We start from the raw sequence: 17,725 nt of genomic DNA on the forward strand, positions 1-17,725 counted from the left end.
AGGAACACCTATGCACACCACCCCACACCCCTACTACCGCCCCACCGACCCCGCCGCACACTGGACCACCCACCGCAACCGCCAGGACCTCACCTTCTGGACAAGTGTCACCCCAGACGACGACGCCGATATCGACACCACCACCTCCCACCTCGCCGCCCGCACCTCCTTGAGCACAACCACCACACTGACCTGGCTGTCGATTGTCCAACTCCTGCGCCACTACCCGGTGCTGGCTGCCCCCAACCACAACCTCGGCCTGCTCGACTACCCCAGGCTGCGCGCCATCGAACACGCCCTTGATCGCCGTGGACGACCCCGACATCATCACCGAGATCGATAAGCACCTCACCACCTTCCTCACCCCCACCCGGCCAGCGGAAGCCCCCCCGGGGCCGACAACCATCCGCCGGTTCCTTACGCCACCTCCTCACCGAACTCGACCCCCCGGCCGCCGAACACGACACCCACCCAAGAGCCCTGGGCATCCACTTCCGCACCACCGGCACCGGACACACCCAGATCCAGGCGGTGCTCGCCGCCGATGACGCCCTGGACATCCACACCATCCTCAAAACCACCGCCACCGCCGAGGACACCACCCTGCATGACGCCCTGCTGGGGCTGCTCCGCGGGACGATGCACAGCCCGAAGGTGGTGTACAACCTCTACGGACCAGACGGTGACACCCCGACCTATCTCGCAGGAGCCGGCTACCTCGATGACCGCCAGGCCCGACGCTGGGCCGAACGGATCACCCACACCCGCACCATGGACACCCCCCGCCCACACCACCACCCTGGCCTACCGACCCACCGAGGAAATCATCCGGGCCGTGAAAAGCAGGGACGGGACCTGTCGGGGACCGGAGGACTGCGGGATCGATGCCGAGGCCTGCGATGTCGATCACGTGCTCAACCACACCGACGGGGGTCCCACCACCCCCAGTAACCTGCAGTGCCTGTGTCGTAGGCATCATCTGAGGAAAACCCGTGGGGACCTGAACCTGGTGATGAATGCACAGTCGTTTATGCAACGTCGTGCCCAACGGGTCAACAAACGCCGTACCGCCCCGACCCCGGAGGAGACAACCCGGGAGGAGGAACCACCCTTCTAAACCAGAGCGGATCAGCGTTCCTGGACAGCCACCATCGAAGCTCAGGACGGAAGAGCTCCCCGAGCTCATCCAGCATCATCGCCGGCCCAGCAATCGGCCTCCTTGGCGACCCTTAATTCACTTGAGCTTAAACATGCCCTCTGAACAGGCGATTTTGCTTGCACCCAGCTAGGTTGGTATTGTTTTCTTCGTTGCCGAGCGGGGCATTCCCCAGAGAATAAAACCACTCGATGAACATGCGCCATTAGCTCAATTGGTAGAGCATCTGACTCTTAATCAGAGGGTTCGGGGTTCGATTCCCTGATGGCGCACGGATTACTCCTCTTAATTTGCCACAACAGGTTTTGAGGAGTTTTCTAAAAAATAAATACGCGCCATTAGCTCAATTGGTAGAGCATCTGACTCTTAATCAGAGGGTTCGGGGTTCGATTCCCTGATGGCGCACGGATTACTCCCGGCGGCCTGCCACAACAGGTTTCCGGGAGTTTTCTTTTTGCCCGCTTCGTGAGTGCCGCCCCCTCTTCCCCGCTTCAGCTCGCTAGCATGACAGCGTCATAGCGCAGCTCACTCCAGGAGGATTCAGGCCATCAGGAATAATCCTGTCCGCAGAACCGCACCCCCGGAGCCAACACCAGGCTCCACTTTCTGGGTCTTCGTGCTCCTGATATTCCTGGGCGTGGTCGCCCGAACGCTGGTGGCTTCCCGCGGTTGGTTTTACTGGGATGACCTCACTTTGCAGAGCCAGGCCAGGCTTCACCCCAGCCCAGATCTCGAGCTGCTTTTCAGTGGTCATGATGGCCATCTCATGCCGGCCGCATGGTTCCTGGAGTGGTTGCTCGCCCACCATGCCCCCTTGGATTGGCCGGTGGCGGTGATCTTGTTGGCTGTGCTGCAGACCGTGGCAGCTGCGGCGGTGGGTTGGGCCAGTTGGGTGTTGTGTCCGAGAAGTTTCCGGGTCTGCAGGCTACGCCTCCCCTGGGCTGGATTGCCGTTGTTGTGTTACCTGGTCACCCCGTTGACCCTCTCCGCAAGTACCTGGTTGGCGGCAGTTGTCAATGCTCTGCCTATGCATGCCGGGTTAGCGATGATGATGGGTCATGCGGTGCTCTGGTTCCGCAGCTACACCGCCCATGGGGCCCGGCGTAACGTCCATCTTTTCGCGATCATCGCTTGGTTGTTCTTCGCGCTGATATTCAATGAGCGGGCTCTTTTACTCGGCCCAGTGGTGATTTTCACCCTGTGCTGTTTCACTCTGTCCAGCCCGATAACCCCAGTTAGAGCCAGGAAAGGCATGACCCTGCTCAGTGTCGTTCTGGCGATTCCGAGCATCTGTTGGGCGCTGCTCTATCTGCGGCTTCTGGGCAACCCCCGCGAACTCCCCAATGGCGAATCCACCACCGGGCACACCTCTTTCCCTGATCTTCTGGAGCACGGTTATCTCCATTCCCTGCTGCCCACCGCCGTTGGTGGTCCCTGGCAGTGGGAACGCTGGCACCCCGGACCGCCCTTTGCCTCCCCGGGAGGGTGGGCGATCATCGCAGGTCTGGTGGTGGTTCTGGGCATCGCCATCTGGACCGCCCGGCAGTACCCCAGGCTGCTCCTGGTCTGGCTTCCGACGCTCCTCTATCCCCTGCTGCCTCTGCTTGCGCTGCTGTTGGTGCGCTCCGGTCCGGAGACCGCGGCGGAAATCACCCAGACGTTGCGTCACCTTTCCGAGGTGGCGGTTCTGGCAGCACTGGCCCTGGCTGTCGTGCTCAATCACCGCACCCGGCCGTTCCATCCCGGGGCAGGTGTCCCGCTGCTGATTTTCCTGGTCTCCGCCCTGCTGAGCACGCTGAGTTATACCGCGGTGTGGGCGGATCAGCCGGGCCGCACCTATTTCAGCAACCTGCGCACCCAACTCTCCGCACGCGGGGAACCCATCCTGGATCAGGCGGTGCCCCTGGAGGTGTTGCTGCCGGTCGTGCACCCCCACAACCAGCTCTCCCACCTGTTGCCCGGCGCGACTGCCCCGACCACCACTACCCCGGTGTTGGTTGATGCCCAGGGAATGCTTATCGACGCCGTGTTGTCAGGCTCGCGTTCCACGCTGCCGGGCGAGACCCCGGGTTGCGGCACCCTGGTGGGTGCGGAGGGTGTTTCGATGGGGCTGGATGGTCCGTTGTTGGAGCGGGATTGGGTGGTGGAGTTCAACTATTTTGCGGAACACCCTGGTGCTGTGGAGCTCTCCCTTGATGGGGAGCCGAGCCTGGTGCCCCTTGTGGCGGGGTTGAACCAGGTGTTTGTCTCGGTGGTTGGGGGCGGTGAGTCGCTGCAGCTGAGGCCCACCCCGGGGGTCGGTGAGTTCTGTGTGGCTGATAGCCATCTCGGAATCCTGGTTCCGGGGGCGTCGCTAAGCGGTTAGTCCTTTTCCTCCAGGGAGTGTTCCTTGAGGGAGTCAAGGGTTTCGGCTTCGGTGCCGTCGCTGTATACCAGGTCGGTGAGGATGTTTTCGGGGTCGTAGATGGCGACGTCGTGGCCTTGTTCGCGGTAGCGGCGGAGGGCTTCCTTGATCATGCGGCGGCCGACCTTGTTGAAGCTGGAGACTCTTTCGATGTCGAGTACGATGCGGCGGCCACCGAAGTCCTCGGTCTCCATTTCGTTGAGGATGTTTTCGGCGGCGGAGAAGTTGACCTTGCCCTGTAGGCGGATGACCGTGGCGTCACCTTCAGTGTGGATGTTGCGCAGTGCGGAATCGCCGTAGGGGTCGGCGGCCATGAGGTGCAGGCCCATGTCTGCGGAGAGTTTCTGGAAGATTCCGACGCCGCGCACACTATTGCCCTGGGCATCGAGGCGGGGTGAGAAGGTGGCGATGCCGAGCTGTCCGGGCAGGCTGCCGATCAGTCCGCCGCTGACCCCGGATTTCGCGGGGATGCCGACGGTTGTCATCCAGCGGCCGGCGGCATCGTACATGCCGGCTGAGGCCATTACGGCCAGTGCCATGCGACAGACATCAGGGTTGAGGATGCGTTTTCCGGTGACTGGTTGGATTCCACCGCCGGCGAGGGTGGCGGACATGACGGCGAGGTCGCGGGCGTTGATCTCGGTGGCGCACTGCAGGGTGTAGCTGAGCACCGCGTCGTGGGCTTCATCCTGGATCACCTTGTAGTTGCGCAGCATGTGGGCGATGGAGAGGTTGCGTTCGGCGTCCTCCAGTTCGGAGTAGCACAGCTGGCGGTTGATCTGGAGTTCCCGGCCAGCGAGTTCACAGAAGAACTCCCGGATCACTTCCACCCGATCATCCACGCTGGAATCCTCCCCGTTGATCAGCTGGTTCACGGCGATGGCGCCGGCGTTGATCATGGGGTTCATCGGCCGGTTGGTGCCGCTTTCGAGGGAGAGTTCGTGGAAGGCTTCCCCGGAGGGTTCGGCACTCACGGTTTCCTGCACCTTGTCCCAGCCGCGCTGCTGCAGCGCCAGGGCATAGACGAAGGGTTTGGACACCGATTGGATGCTGAACATGCGGCGGTCATCACCGGCACCGTAGATCCGGCCGCTCATGGTGCACAGTGCCATGCCGAGGGGGTCCGGGTCTGCGGCCGCCAACTCGGGGATGTAGTCGGCGACTTCCCCGGAGGTGTCTTCCCGGACTGAATCGAGCAGGGTTTCGAGGTAATCCGGGATCGGGGTCTTCACCGCGTGGGTCTCTCCTTGTAGTTGCTTCTCAGGCTGACCTTCCTGAGCCTACCTATACTGAGAAACATGAAGCAGACCGAGGGGGATCCCTCCGCCGGCCGGGAAGTGACCATCTATGACGTGGCGGAAAAGGCGGGGGTTGCCGCCTCGACGGTGTCGCGGACTTTCTCGCGTCCCGACCGGGTCAGCTTCAAGACGGCGGAGAAGATCCGGGCCGCCGCCGCGGAGCTGGGTTATCGCACTGAGCTGGCGACCCGGCGCTTGGATGCCCGGGAGGCGGGTGAGCGTTTCAATCTCATCGGCATGATTTCCGCTGATATTCAGAACCCTTTTTTCCTGGAGTTGCTCCGGGGTGCGGAGCACGCTGCGCTGACCCAGAAGATGGTGGTGACGGTGGCGGACAGCAGTGAGTCTCTGCCCCGTTCCCAGCAGGCGGTGGAGAGGTTGTTGCCGCATGTTGACGGTCTGTTGCTGGCTTCTTCCCGGTTGAGTTCGGGGGAGGTACAGAAGATCGCCCGTTCGGTGCCGACGGTGGTGCTCAACCGCCCGGTGCCGGGGGTGCCCAGCGTGATGGTGGACAATTATGAGGGGGCGATCAAGGCTGCCATCCACCTGGAGGATCAGGGTTCGCGCTCGATCACTTATCTGGCTGGCCCGGAGAATTCCTGGGCGGATGCCACCCGCTGGCGGGGTCTGATCGAGGCGGTGGGCAATACCGAGGCTTCCTCCCCCACCGTCACCTTCACCCGTTCCACCACTCTGAGTCTGGAGCAGGTACGTCGCTTGGCGCGGATCAGTGTGCACCGCATGCTGGTGGATGAGCCGACCATCCGGGGTGGGCGTCGTGTCTTTGAGAGTTGGCGGAAGAATCCCACTGATGCGGTGCTTTGTTTCAATGATCTGGTGGCGATCGGTTTCATGAAGCAGGCGCAGCATGCGGGACTGCGGATTCCGGAGGATGTGGCGGTCGTCGGTTTCGACAACACGGAGCTGACCACCATCATCTCCCCTTCCCTGACCACGGTGGCGGGGCCGCTGACCACGGTGGGCCGGGTGGCCACCGCCAACCTGATCGCCCTGATCAAGGGGGTTGAGTTGCCGCTGGCCAGGCCCAGGGTGTTGCCCACCCGGCTGATTGTGCGGGAGTCGAGCATGCGGCGGACACCGCGGGCCCGGCGGATCGATCCTTAACCGATGAAGACGCTCAGCAGCATGACCATTCCCAGGCCGACCAGGGAGTTGCACAGCTGCAGCAGGCCCCAGGTCTTCAGGGTGTCCTTGACCGAGAGATCGAAGTAGCCCTTGAAGAGCCAGAAAGAGGCGTCATTGACGTGGGTGAGGGTGTTGGAGCCGGCGGCGGTGGCCAGCACCAGCAGGGCGGGGTTCACACCGACCAGAACACCACTGGGGTCCATCAGGGCACCGGAGATGATGCCGGCGGCGGTGATCGCGGAGACCACGCCCTGGCCGGTGGCCAGTCGGATCAGCACGGTGATCAACCAGGCCATGAGGTAGGGGGAGAGGGAACCGGCGTTCATCAGGGTGCCGATGTAGTCACCGATGCCCGTGTCGATGATGACCTGCTTGAGGGCACCTCCGGCACCGATGATCAGCACCACCATGGCGATGCCCTTGATCGCCCCCTCGAAGGTGTCCATGCCCCAATGAATGCCGCGGCCCGGGCGGATGGCGAAGAAGTAGATGGCGGCGGCCATCGCCAGTGACACCGAGATCACCGAGGATCCCAGGAAGTTGATGATGCTGTGGGACATGCTGCCCTCGCTGAGCCAGATATTGGCGATGGTGGCGCCGATCATCAGGATCGCGGGGATCAGGGGGACGAACATGGAGATGGCGAAGGAGGGGCGCTCCCCCACCGGGACCGGGTCCTCGGAACGCAGCAGCTTCGGGACGGGGTAGTCCAGGTTGCCCAGGAACTTCGGCAGCACCCAACCGGTGATGGCGACGGTCGGGATGGCGATGACGATGCCCAGGATGTAGACCATGCCGATATCGGCGTTATAGGCGTCGACCAGGGCGACGGGACCGGGCTGCGGCGGGAAGAGGGAGTGGGCGGTGGTGGTGGCCGCGACCGCGGGGATGGCGATCTTCATGAACGGGACCTTCGCCTCCACCGCCACCGCGATGATCAGCGGGGCGAGGATGATGAAGGCCACCTCATAGAACATGGCCAGGCCGAAGACGGTGCCGGCGATCACCATGGCGATCTTCACCTTGCCGATGCCCATCTTCGCGATCAGGGTGTCTGCGATCTGTGCCGCCGCACCCGAGTCGACCATGAGTTTGCCGATCACCGCGCCGAAGACCACGATGATGGCCAAAGATCCCAGGGTGGAACCGAAGCCCATCTGGATGGTGTCCAGCAGATCCATGAGGGGGAAGCCCTCCAGGATGCCGATCAACAGCGCTGCCAGCAGCAGCGCCACCATCGCGTTGATCTTCCACTTGATGTTCAGCAGCAGCATGAGGCCGATGCCGAGGACCACCCACACGATGTGCAGGAAGTCCATGTGCATGGTGTCCATCGATTCTCTTTCTTCTTGAGGTCTTCCCTGGTCCCCATGCGTGGTGGGGTGGGTCAGCTCGGGGAGCAGTGTTCTCTAGCCTGAAACTTTAATCCCAGGTGTGCACCAGATGAACCCACGGAAACTTCTGGCAACTTCTTGAATGTGGAGTGACAGACAACCTTGAATTGAGATATGAGTACGTCACATGCCTCGCATCCGGACCGGCTGCTCCCGGCCGATCCCGCCACCCGCGACATCGCCCGGCGGTTACTGGCCAACGTCGAGGAACTGCCCATCATCTCCCCTCATGGGCACCTCGACCCGGCGATGTTCACCAGCGACGAAGCTTTCCCGGACCCCACCTCGCTCCTGATCAGCCCCGATCACTATGTCACCCGGGTGCTGCATTCCGCCGGTGTGGACCTGGCTGACCTGGGCGTGGGAGGTCATGAATGTGACCCCCGCGAAGCGTGGCGCATCTTCTGCCGCAACTGGGGACTCTTCCCAGGCACCGCCTCCGGATACTGGCTGGAGCAGGAATTTGAGCATGTCTTCCAGATCAACCCGGACCGCATCAGCGCCGAGAACGCCGATGAGATCTACGATGAACTCTCCGCCATCATCGCCCGGCCGGACTTTCGTCCCCGCGCCCTGGCGGAGGAGTTCGACCTGGAGGTCCTGGCCACCACCGATGATCCGATGGACACCCTGGAGCATCACCGGGCCCTGGCCGAGGACCCCACCTTCTCCCCACGGGTGCTGCCCACCTTCCGCCCCGATGCCTACACCAAGATGTACCGCCCGGACTTCGCCGCGAACGTCGAGAAGCTCATCGACAGCGCCGGTGAGGGCAAGGGTGGTTATGAAGGCTATCTGCAGGCGATGCGCAGCCGCCGCCAGTACTTCATCGACCACGGTGCCACCTCCTCCGACCACGGCACCCACAACGCCGATACCGCACCCCTCTCCCCCGCTGAGGCCCAGGCCCTGCTGGACAAGGGACTCAGGGGCGAGGCCACCTTCGCTGAGGCACTGGCCTTCGAGGCGAACATGACCTACCGCTTCGCCGAAATGGCCCAGGAGGATGGCCTGGTGATGACCATCCACCCCGGTGTCTACCGCAACCACTCCTCCTCCGCAGCTGAGAAATTCGGTGCCGACACCGGCCACGACATTCCCTTCCAACTGGAATACACCCGCGGCATGCAGCCCCTGCTCAGTGACTTCGGCGAAAACCCGGACTTCCACCTGGTGCTCTTCAGCATCGATGAAACCGTCTTCTCCCGGGAACTGGCCCCCCTGGCCGGTTATTACCCCTCCACCTTCGTCGGCGCCCCCTGGTGGTTCATCGACGAGATCGATGCCATGAACCGCTTCCGGGCAGCCACCACCGGCATCACCGGTTTCTCCCGCTACTCCGGCTTCATCGACGACACCCGCGCCTACTGCTCCATCCCCGCCCGCCACAACACCTCCCGGCGCGTCGAAGCCGGTTATCTGGCACGCCTGGTCGCTGAGCACCGCCTCTCCGAGGACCGTGCCGCCGAAATTATTGTGGACCTTATCGACGCTTCCCCGAGGAGAGTGTTCAAGCTGTGAACAACCCCAAGCCACTCAACCGCGACACCGCCCAGGCCCCCGGCCCCGCCCCGGTGAGACTGATCCACCTGGGTCTCGGCGCCTTCCACCGCGCCCACCAGGTGTACTACACCCAGCAGGCTGAAACTGATCCGCAGCAGCCGCAGTGGGGTTATGCCTCCTTCACCGGGCGCGGCCCGGGGATGGCGGAACTGCTCAGCGCCCAGGATGGGCTGTACACCCTGGTCACCCGCTCCGGTGAAGGGGACTCCCCCACCCTGATGAGCTCCCTGGTGGAGGCCCACCCGGCAAGTGATGTCCCCGCACTGCGGGAATTGATGGTCCGCCCCGAGGTTGCCGTGGTCACCCTGACCATCACCGAGGCCGGTTACCACCTGGCGGCCGATGGTTCCCTGGACACCGCCGACCCGGAGGTTGCCGGGGACGTCGCCAAGCTCAGGGAGGATCTGAGCCCGGCGAGTCTGGCCACCGCCACCGGCCGTCTGATCAGTGGCCTAGCTGCCCGCCGCGCCGCCAATGCCGGGGGAATCGCAATCATGAGCTGCGACAATGTTGCCGCCAATGGTCCGGTCACCCGGGCCGCGGTGTGCGACATGGCCCGCGAGGTCGATGCCGAACTGGCTGCCTGGGTCGAGGCGGAGGTCACCTTCCCCTCCACTTCCATTGACCGCATCACCCCCAGAACCGAGGAGGAGCTGCTGGCGGAGGTGGCCCGGGAAACCGGTTTCGCCGACGCCTCCCCGGTGGTCACCGAACCCTTCGCCAGCTGGGTGATCGAGGGTGAGTTCCCGGCCGGACGCCCGGAGTGGGAGCGCGCCGGGGTGGAGTTTGTCTCCGATATCGATGCCTTTGAGTCCCGCAAACTCTGGCTGCTCAACGGTTCCCATTCGCTGATGGCTTACTACGGGCAGCTGCGGGGGCATGAGACAGTCGCTGAGGCGATCGCAGATCCCGAGGTTCGTCGTCAGGTGGGGCTGCTCTGGGATGAGGCCGCGAATCAGCTGACCGCCGAGGAGTTGCAGGTCCCGGCTTATCGGGACTCCCTGATTGAGCGTTTCGAGAACCCCCGGATCCGTCACAACCTGGCCCAGATCGCCATTGATGGTGGCACGAAGCAGCGGATGCGTGCGGTGCCGATCCTCAAGGCGGAGCTTGGCGACGGCCGGGAGGGCCCCGGTGCCACCTTCTCCATCGCCGCCTGGATCGCCTATCTGCTGGCCGCTGATGAGATCGCCGATACCCGCGCTGCGGAGCTGACGGCCGCCCGGAAGAACGCGGACCCGGTCAAGGCGCTGCTGGCTGCCCTGGATGAAGATCTGGCCAATGAGGAGCAGGTGCTTGCCAGGGTACGCAGCCAGGTCGAGGCACTGTCCTGATTCTGCTGGCCTGATTCACCGAGAAGGGAGAAGGAGAAAAGATGCTCAGCGTGAGAGAGTCCACCACCCGGGAGGTTCGGGTACTCGATGGATTATGGCGGCTCTATGTCCCGTCCCCCGCTGAGGATGCGCTTGCCCTGCAGCAGGGTGCGCTGCCCGGTACCCGGGAGGTGCCGGTCCCGGCCTCACTCAATGACCTTTTCGCGGACCCCGCGGTGCGTGATCATGTGGGCCGTTACTGGTATCAGCGGTCCGCACTGGTCCCCCACTCCTGGGCTGGCGAAAGGGTGATTCTCCGATTCGGTTCCGTCACCCAGTCTGCGGCGGTGTTCATCGATGATGAGCTGGTCACCGAGTTCAAGGGGGGTTATATGCCCTTCGAGGTGGATGTCACCGAGCAGGTTTCCCCCGGGGCGAGCTTCCGGCTGAGCGTGGCAGTGGACAACCGCCTGGACAACACCTCCATCCCGCCGGGTGAACTGGGTGTCAATGCTGCGGGCAAACCTTCCCAGGAGTACAAGCACGACTTCTACAACTACGCCGGCATCCACCGTTCGGTGTACCTGTACACCCGCCCCCACAAATTCATCGAGGATGTCACGGTCAGCACCGATATCGAGGGCGGCACGGGTGTGGTGAACTGGTCCGTCGAGGTGAAGTGCACCGATGATCAGGCCTGCGGGCGCCAGGACCTGGAGGTCACGGTGCTCGATGAGGCCGGCAATCTGGTGGCTGAGGGAGGTTCGGAAAATCAGGGCAGCCTACGCATCGCGGACGCCACCTTCTGGACCCCCGGGGTGGGCGGCATGTATCAGTTGCGGTTGCGGCTGCTCCAGGATGGCGAGGTTCGTGATGAGTACATCCAGCCCTTCGGCATCCGGACCGTGGAGGTCCGGGAGGGCAAATTCCTGATCAATGGCAGGGAGTTCTACTTCACCGGTTTCGGCATGCACGAGGACCACGAGACCATCGGCAAGGGTCATTCCAATGCCCACATGGTCCAGGATTTTGAGCTGCTGAGCTGGATCGGGGCGAACTCCCTGCGCACCTCCCACTATCCCTACGCCGAAGAGTTCATGGACTACTGTGACCGCCACGGCATCGTGGTCATCGATGAAACTCCAGCGGTGGGCCTGAACTGGGGCATCACCGGGGGCATCATCGGAGGTTCCACCGGTGGCACCTATGAGGAGGGCCATGTCGATGCCGGGACCGCCGCCCAGCACCGACTGGAGATCGAGCGTTTGATCGCCCGCGACAAGAACCACCCCTGTGTGGTGCTCTGGTCGATCGCCAATGAACCGGACACCGCGGTCCCCGAGGCTCGGGACTACTTCGAACCCCTGGTGGAGCTGACCCGTGAACTGGATCCGACCCGCCCCGTCGGTTATGTCAACGTGATGTTCGCCCCCTATGACAGGTGCACCATCTCCGATCTTTTCGATGTGCTCATGCTCAACCGCTACTGGGGTTGGTACGTCAACTCCGGTGACCTGGAGTCCGCCGAGATCAACTGGACCGCGGAGCTGGAGGGGTGGACGCAGAAATACCCGGCGAAGCCGATCATCATCACCGAATATGGTGCTGACACGGTCGCCGGGCTGCACTCCATCTTCGACCAGCCCTTCACTGAGGACTACCAGGTCGCCTACCTGGAGATGAACTCCCGGGTCTTCGACAAGTTCGACTCGGTCATCGGTGAACAGATGTGGAATTTCGCGGATTTCCAGACCAAGACCGGTTACGCCCGGGTCGACGGTAATAAGAAGGGCGCCTTCACCCGGGACCGTCGTCCCAAGGCGGCGGCCCGTTATCTGCGGGGGAGGTGGCACAGTCTCGCTCCGGCAGCCTACGGCAGGCGCGATTCCCATTCCGCCTGAGCCACCCACCCCCCCCCGCAGTGTCACTCCCCACAGGTCTATTCCCGGCTGATCCCAGACCTCCCCGGGGATGTTGACACCCCCTGTTGTCAACGTCAAGGAACTGATGATGAGCACCACAACCACAGCTCAGCCACCCGCCACCTCCAACCGCCTACCCGGGCACCGTGTCATCACCTATGCGCTGGGTGATGTCGCCAACAACCTGACGTTCATGATGACGTCGATGTTCCTGATGATCTACATGACGGAGATCGCGGGGCTCTCGGCGGGCATCGCCGGTGTCATCTACGGTGTGACCAAGGTCTGGGCGGGTGCCGCCGACCTGATTGCCGGCCAGACCGTGGACCGCTTCGACACCCGCTGGGGCAGGCTGCGGCCCTGGGTCCTCTTCGGCAGTACCCCCCTGGCCGTGGTTTTCGTCCTGCTCTTCAGCGCCCCCGCCGGGTTGCCGATGGCGGCCACCGTGGCCTGGATCTTCCTGCTGGACGCCGCCTTCCAGCTGGCCTACTCCTTCGTCAACATCCCCTACGGTTCGCTCTCTGCGGCGATGACCCAGGACCCGGTTGACCGTTCCCGGCTCTCCGGTGCCCGTTCCGTCACCTCCTCATTGAGCAGCGTGATCCTCTCCGCAGTGGTGGCCCCGCAGTTCCAGGACACCAGCGCGGATGGGGTGCGCCTGAAGTTCACCCTCACCTGCCTGATCCTCGGGGGGATCGCCGTGGTGCTCTACCTGATCTGTTTCGCCAACTCGCGGGAGACGGTGCCGCGTGGCCAGGGCAAGATCTCCTTCAGGTCCACCTTCCGGATGCTGCGCCAGAACCGTCCCCTGCTGATCCTCTGCGCAGGCACCTTCTTCCTGCTCTCCGCCATCTTCACGATGAATGCGGTGGGCATGTACTTCTCCCGTTTCGTGCTCGGCAGCGCCACCTGGTTCACCTGGCTGATGGCCGCGCAGACCGCGGGGTCGGTGCTGATCGCCACCTTTGTCCCCTCCATCACGGTGCGGATCGGCAAACGCAACGGTTATGTCTCCGCCTGTGGTGTCCTGGTGATCGCCGCCATCATGATCTTCTTCCTGCCGGGTGCCAGCCTGCCGTTGGCTGTCGTCGCCTGGTTCCTGCTGGGCATCGGCGTCGGTGGCACCAACGCCCTGATCTTCTCCATGCAGGCTGACACCGTGGACTATGGCGAGTGGAAGTCCGGTATCCGTTCCGAGGGTGGGTCCTACTCGATCCTCTCTTTCATCCGTAAGTGTGGTCAGGGTCTGGGTGGCTGGGCCGGGGCCGCCATCATCGGGGCCTTCGGATATGTCTCCATGTCCACCACCCAGAGCGATGATGCGATCCAGGGCATCCGACTGGCCACCGGCGCAGCACCGGCGGTTCTCGCCATCATCGCCCTGCTGATCATGCTGGCCTATAAGCTGGATTCTGATGAGCACGCCCGGATCATCGATGTGCTCAACCAGCGCCGCACCCGGAACACCGTCGCTGACCAGCACGGGGTCTCCACCGACCGGGTCCGGGTGGAGCAGAGCGGTGATGGCCGCACCATGACCATCCGCAGCCCGGAGGATGATCACCCCCCGATCATCACCCTCTTCGGGCAACGCGGTTCCGGTGCCACCGACATCGCCCCGCTGCTGGCGGCGAAGCTCGGGGTCACCTACATCGGTCAGGCCTTCAGCTCCGATGAACTCGCCCAGGTGGACAAGACCACCCTGATCAGCGACAGTCAGTTCTCCCGCTGGCTGCGTACCGTCTCCTTCGGTTCCTCCCAGGATGCGGATCTGGCGGCGGCCAGCAACCTCTCCGCCAACCGCAAGATCGCCGAGAACAACACTGCCACGGTGCTCACCTCGGTCGCCGACGGTGGGGTGCTGCTGGGCCGCAACGGTGCCCTGATCCTGGGTCCGGTCGTCGGCACGCTCCATGTCCGTCTGATCGCGCCCTTGAGTAAGCGGATCGAGCGGGTGGTGCACAAGACGGGGCTTTCCGCGGCAGCGGCCACGGAGCAGTGTGAGCTGGAGGATCGTCTGCGCCAGGAGATGTCCTGGGCGCTGTACCAGTGGAACCCGAACCGGGATGAGAACTACGACCTGGTGATCAACACCGCTTCGATGACCTATGGGCAGATCGTAAATGTCATCGTCGACACCTACCGCAGCAAATATCCCGAGAATTCCGGGAATGCTGCGCCGGCCGGGGAATCCTGAACCAGGGGAGGAAGAGCTGCGCAGATGATATTTCCCACAAGATTCCGGTGGAAAGCTCCCCCCACCAGGGTGAAGACACAGGCGCCCTGGGAGACACGGAGGAGAAAACCTCCCCTCCCCACCCACAAGAGATAAGATATGACCATTGTCCCAGGTTTTTCTTTAACCGACGGACCAGGATCAACCACATTTCCCACGTGATTCCCGAAAGGATCAGTCCCATGAGCGTCAAGATCGCCAAGGCCGAGGTCTTCGTCACCTCCCCTTCCCGCAACTTCGTCACCCTCCGCCTGACCACCGAAGACGGCGTGGTCGGTATCGGTGACGCCACCCTCAACGGCCGCGAACTGTCCGTGGCCACCTATCTCAAGGAGCACGTCTGCCAGCTGATGGTCGGTCGCGAAGCCGGCAATATCGAGGACACCTGGCAGTTCCTCTACCGCTCCGCCTACTGGCGCCGCGGCCCGGTCACCATGGCCGCCATCGCCGCCGTCGACATGGCCCTGTGGGACATCAAGGGCAAGATGGCCAACATGCCGGTCTATGAGCTGCTCGGTGGCGCCTCCCGCCGCGGCTGCCGCGCCTACGGCCACGCCTCCGGCACCGACACCGAGTCGCTCTTCGACTCCATCCGCTATGAGATGGAACTGGGCTACAAGTCCATCCGCGTGCAGACCTCCGTCCCCGGCATCGAGAAGCTCTACGGCGTGGCCGCCCAGGCTCAGTCCTCCGGCGAGCGCTATGACTTCGAGCCCGCCAACCGCGGCGGGTGGCCCGTCGAGGAGGACTGGGACACCCGCGCCTACCTGCGCCACGTCCCCACCGTCTTCGAGGCCGTCCGCAATGAGTTCGGCCCCGACCTGCCGCTGCTGCACGACGGCCACCACCGCATGACCCCCCGGGAGGCAGCCCAGCTGGGCAAGTCCCTGGAGCCCTACAACCTCTACTGGCTCGAGGACTGCACCCCGGCGGAAAACCAGGAGGCCCTGCGCTACGTCCGTAGCCAGACCACCACCCCGCTGGCCATCGGTGAGGTCTTCAACTCCATCTACGACATCAAGGACCTGATCCAGGAGCAGCTCATCGACTACGTGCGCTGCGCCTCCACCCACTTCGGTGGCATCTCCCCTCTGAAGAAGGTCATGAACTTCGCCGAGATGTACCAGATCAAGTCGGGCTTCCACGGCCCCACCGATGTCTCCCCGATCGGCTTCGCCGCCCAGCTGCACCTCGGACTGTCCATCCACAACTACGGCCTGCAGGAGTACATGCCGCACTCCAAGCTCACCAAGGAGGTCTTCCACGAGTCCCTGACCTTCGAGGACGGTTACCTGCACCCCAGCGACAAGCCGGGCCTGGGTGTCGAGTTCGATGAGGAAGCAGCCGCCAAGTTCCCCTACGAGCAGGCCTACCTACCCTACAACCGTCTCAATGACGGCACCGTCCACAACTGGTGATTAACCGGTCCCCTGCGATCAAGAAAGCGTGATACTGATGCCTGCGCACGACACTCCGCACCACGTGGTGGTGATGGGGGTCTCCGGATCCGGCAAGACCACCACCGGCCAGCTCCTCAGCGAGGAACTCGGCGTGCCCTACGCCGATGGTGATGACCTGCACCCCCGGGCCAATATCGACAAAATGGCCTCCGGTCAGGCCCTCAACGACGAGGACCGCTGGCCCTGGCTGGAGCTGATCGGGCGCTGGCTCAGCGATCACCCGGAGGGTGGGATCATCGGCTGCAGCGCCCTCAGGCGCTCCTACCGGGACCTGATCCGCACGTTCGTCCCGGGTGTCCGATTCGTCCACGTCCACGGCACCCGGGAGGTGCTGTGGGAGCGGATGTCCCACCGCGAGGGCCACTTCATGCCCCCGGAGCTGCTCGACTCCCAGTTCGCCACCCTGGAGGAGCTCGCCCCGGAGGAAGCCGGCGAGGTCTTCGACATCTCCCTCCCACCGGAAGAGATTGTCGCCGAGGCTGCCACCTGGCTCCGCAGCTGACTCCTCCCCGCACCGTTGAAGGTCCCCTCCCCCTTGTGATGTCACAGGGCCGGGGGACCTTTCGCTTTGCGACGCCCCCAGCCCCAGATCCACCCCACCCCACCTAGACTGGACAAGAGGCTGTTCTAATCGTGCAGGGAGAAAAAATGAGAGCGCTTGTCATTGTCGATGTCCAGAATGATTTCTGCCCCGGCGGCACCCTGGCCACCCAGCGTGGCCATGAGGTGGCGGAGCTGATCGCCGCCTACCAACAGGAAAAGGGCGCCGCCTATAGTTTTCAGGTGGCCACCCAGGACTACCACGTCGATCCCGGTGAACACTTTTCGGAGGAACCGGATTTCCAGGATTCCTGGCCCCCACATTGTGTGGCCGGCACCCTGGGTGCACAGCTGCATCCCAGCATCCACCGCCGGGAACTGTCCGCGGTCTTCCGCAAGGGCGCCTATGACGCCGCATACTCCGGTTTCGAGGGCATCAGCGATGGGGTGAGCATGGCTGAATGGCTGGAGGCCCGCAACATCACCGCCGTGGACGTGGTCGGGATCGCCACCGACCACTGTGTCCGGGCCACCGCCCTGGATGCCCTCAACGAGGGTTTCAATGTCCGGGTGATCAGGCAGCTGTGTGCCCCGGTGGATGAGGAACGTAGCTTGGCGACTTTCCGGGAACTTTCCCGCGCCGGAGTCACCCTGCGCTGATCCCCGGGGATCAGCGCAGTTCGCGGGGTTCCTCATTGACGGTGTTGAGGTACTCGTCTATTTCATTGATCCGCCTGGACTTGACCTGCACCATCTGCTCGGCGATATCACGCAGCCGCAGGGACTCCCCCTCAGCCATCAGCTCCTCCGCCAGTTCAATGGAGTCACCGAGCTGCTGCCGGAGCAGCAGCAGGTAAGTCAGTTCATGCTCGCCGCCCCAGCTGTCATTGAGGTGCTGCAGATCCCCCTGGCTCTGGGGGACCGCCTTGGCGCCGGTGGGGTCAGTGACCTGCATGGCCTCCTTGGCGTGGGTCTCCAGATCCAGGGGGCTGTTTCCCCACTGTCCTTTCAGCTCATTAAGCTGGATGATCTCATCCTGGGGGCGGGCGACAGCTTTTTCCGCGATGATCCGGACCCCGGGACTGAGGTTCTCATCCTCCAGGATCCGCTCCCCCAGGTCAACGGAGGAATGTAGGACCGGCAGAGCCCGGACCATGAACTCCAGGTCCGCAGTGTTCGCCATAATGCCGGGTGCAGCAGCGCTGCTTGAAGCACTACCGGGCAGAATGGGAGCTTCGGCAGCACAGGCGGAAAAAGAGAACGCAGCCATGATGGCCAAGAACCCTGAGGCGA

15 protein-coding genes and 2 tRNA genes are annotated in these 17,725 nt (G+C 63.4%); 13 read left to right on the forward strand and 4 right to left on the reverse strand.

Annotated elements, in window-relative coordinates; genetic code table 11:
* Positions 1-10: 10 nt before the first annotated feature.
* Positions 11-343 carry a hypothetical protein gene (locus COCCU_RS10955; RefSeq protein ID WP_156230824.1) on the forward strand — a complete coding sequence of 111 codons (333 nt, stop codon included), beginning with the start codon at positions 11-13 and terminating at the stop codon, positions 341-343.
* Between the two features lie 74 nt (positions 344-417).
* On the opposite strand, the gene COCCU_RS14725 is transcribed toward COCCU_RS10955, so the two are convergent.
* A complete protein-coding gene (locus COCCU_RS14725; protein ID WP_231598751.1) occupies positions 418-762 on the reverse strand; it encodes a hypothetical protein in 345 nt (114 codons plus the stop codon).
* A 73-nt stretch (positions 763-835) separates the two neighbouring features.
* On the opposite strand from COCCU_RS14725, the gene COCCU_RS14730 reads away from it, so the two are divergent.
* The 4 genes from COCCU_RS14730 to COCCU_RS10980 all read left to right on the forward strand — a co-directional run bounded on the left by COCCU_RS14730 (position 836) and on the right by COCCU_RS10980 (position 3,521).
* The gene (locus COCCU_RS14730; RefSeq protein ID WP_231598752.1) at positions 836-1,117 is read left to right on the forward strand and encodes an HNH endonuclease signature motif containing protein; all 282 of its coding nucleotides are present in this window, start codon (positions 836-838) and stop codon (positions 1,115-1,117) included.
* Between the two features lie 238 nt (positions 1,118-1,355).
* Positions 1,356-1,428, forward strand: a tRNA-Lys gene (locus tag COCCU_RS10970).
* Positions 1,429-1,488: 60 nt separating this feature from the next.
* A tRNA-Lys gene (locus COCCU_RS10975) sits at positions 1,489-1,561 on the forward strand.
* Between the two features lie 232 nt (positions 1,562-1,793).
* Positions 1,794-3,521: a hypothetical protein gene (locus COCCU_RS10980; RefSeq protein ID WP_156231540.1), complete on the forward strand. Its 1,728-nt coding sequence runs from the start codon at positions 1,794-1,796 to the stop codon at positions 3,519-3,521.
* Here COCCU_RS10980 and COCCU_RS10985 read toward each other — a convergent pair.
* Entirely contained in the window at positions 3,518-4,792 is a 1,275-nt protein-coding gene (locus COCCU_RS10985) for a glutaminase (RefSeq protein ID WP_156231541.1), read from the reverse strand. The genes COCCU_RS10980 and COCCU_RS10985 overlap by 4 nt on opposite strands.
* A gap of 66 nt (positions 4,793-4,858) precedes the next feature.
* On the opposite strand from COCCU_RS10985, the gene COCCU_RS10990 reads away from it, so the two are divergent.
* Entirely contained in the window at positions 4,859-5,983 is a 1,125-nt protein-coding gene (locus COCCU_RS10990; RefSeq protein ID WP_156231542.1) for a LacI family DNA-binding transcriptional regulator, read from the forward strand.
* Here the strand turns inward: COCCU_RS10990 and gntP are convergent.
* A complete protein-coding gene (gene gntP, locus COCCU_RS10995; RefSeq protein ID WP_231598753.1) occupies positions 5,980-7,338 on the reverse strand; it encodes a gluconate permease GntP in 1,359 nt (452 codons plus the stop codon). The genes COCCU_RS10990 and gntP overlap by 4 nt on opposite strands.
* Positions 7,339-7,512: 174 nt before the next feature.
* Between gntP and uxaC the strand changes: the two genes are divergently transcribed.
* The 7 genes from uxaC (at position 7,513) to COCCU_RS11030 (ending at position 17,092) form a co-directional block, all read left to right on the forward strand.
* Positions 7,513-8,919 (forward strand): glucuronate isomerase, encoded by a 1,407-nt coding sequence (gene uxaC, locus COCCU_RS11000; protein ID WP_156231543.1) that lies wholly within the window; start codon positions 7,513-7,515, stop codon positions 8,917-8,919.
* Entirely contained in the window at positions 8,916-10,295 is a 1,380-nt protein-coding gene (locus COCCU_RS11005; RefSeq protein WP_156231544.1) for a mannitol dehydrogenase family protein, read from the forward strand. The genes uxaC and COCCU_RS11005 overlap by 4 nt, the downstream gene beginning before the upstream one ends.
* 41 nt (positions 10,296-10,336) lie before the next feature.
* Complete coding sequence (uidA, locus tag COCCU_RS11010) at positions 10,337-12,175, forward strand: beta-glucuronidase (RefSeq protein WP_156231545.1); 1,839 nt, start codon at positions 10,337-10,339, stop codon at positions 12,173-12,175.
* A gap of 109 nt (positions 12,176-12,284) precedes the next feature.
* Positions 12,285-14,393, forward strand: coding sequence for a cytidylate kinase family protein (locus COCCU_RS11015; protein ID WP_156231546.1), 2,109 nt, complete (start codon positions 12,285-12,287; stop codon positions 14,391-14,393).
* A gap of 221 nt (positions 14,394-14,614) precedes the next feature.
* Entirely contained in the window at positions 14,615-15,850 is a 1,236-nt protein-coding gene (manD, locus tag COCCU_RS11020; protein WP_156231547.1) for a D-mannonate dehydratase ManD, read from the forward strand.
* Positions 15,851-15,923: 73 nt separating this feature from the next.
* Positions 15,924-16,394 carry a gluconokinase gene (locus tag COCCU_RS11025; RefSeq protein WP_156232816.1) on the forward strand — a complete coding sequence of 157 codons (471 nt, stop codon included), beginning with the start codon at positions 15,924-15,926 and terminating at the stop codon, positions 16,392-16,394.
* Positions 16,395-16,540: 146 nt separating this feature from the next.
* Positions 16,541-17,092 carry an isochorismatase family protein gene (locus tag COCCU_RS11030; RefSeq protein ID WP_156231548.1) on the forward strand — a complete coding sequence of 184 codons (552 nt, stop codon included), beginning with the start codon at positions 16,541-16,543 and terminating at the stop codon, positions 17,090-17,092.
* Between the two features lie 10 nt (positions 17,093-17,102).
* On the opposite strand, the gene COCCU_RS11035 is transcribed toward COCCU_RS11030, so the two are convergent.
* Entirely contained in the window at positions 17,103-17,615 is a 513-nt protein-coding gene (locus COCCU_RS11035) for a DUF305 domain-containing protein (RefSeq protein ID WP_197088348.1), read from the reverse strand.
* Positions 17,616-17,725: the final 110 nt, after the last annotated feature.

The sequence above is a fragment of the Corynebacterium occultum genome (genome assembly GCF_009734425.1).
GTDB lineage: Bacteria > Actinomycetota > Actinomycetes > Mycobacteriales > Mycobacteriaceae > Corynebacterium > Corynebacterium occultum.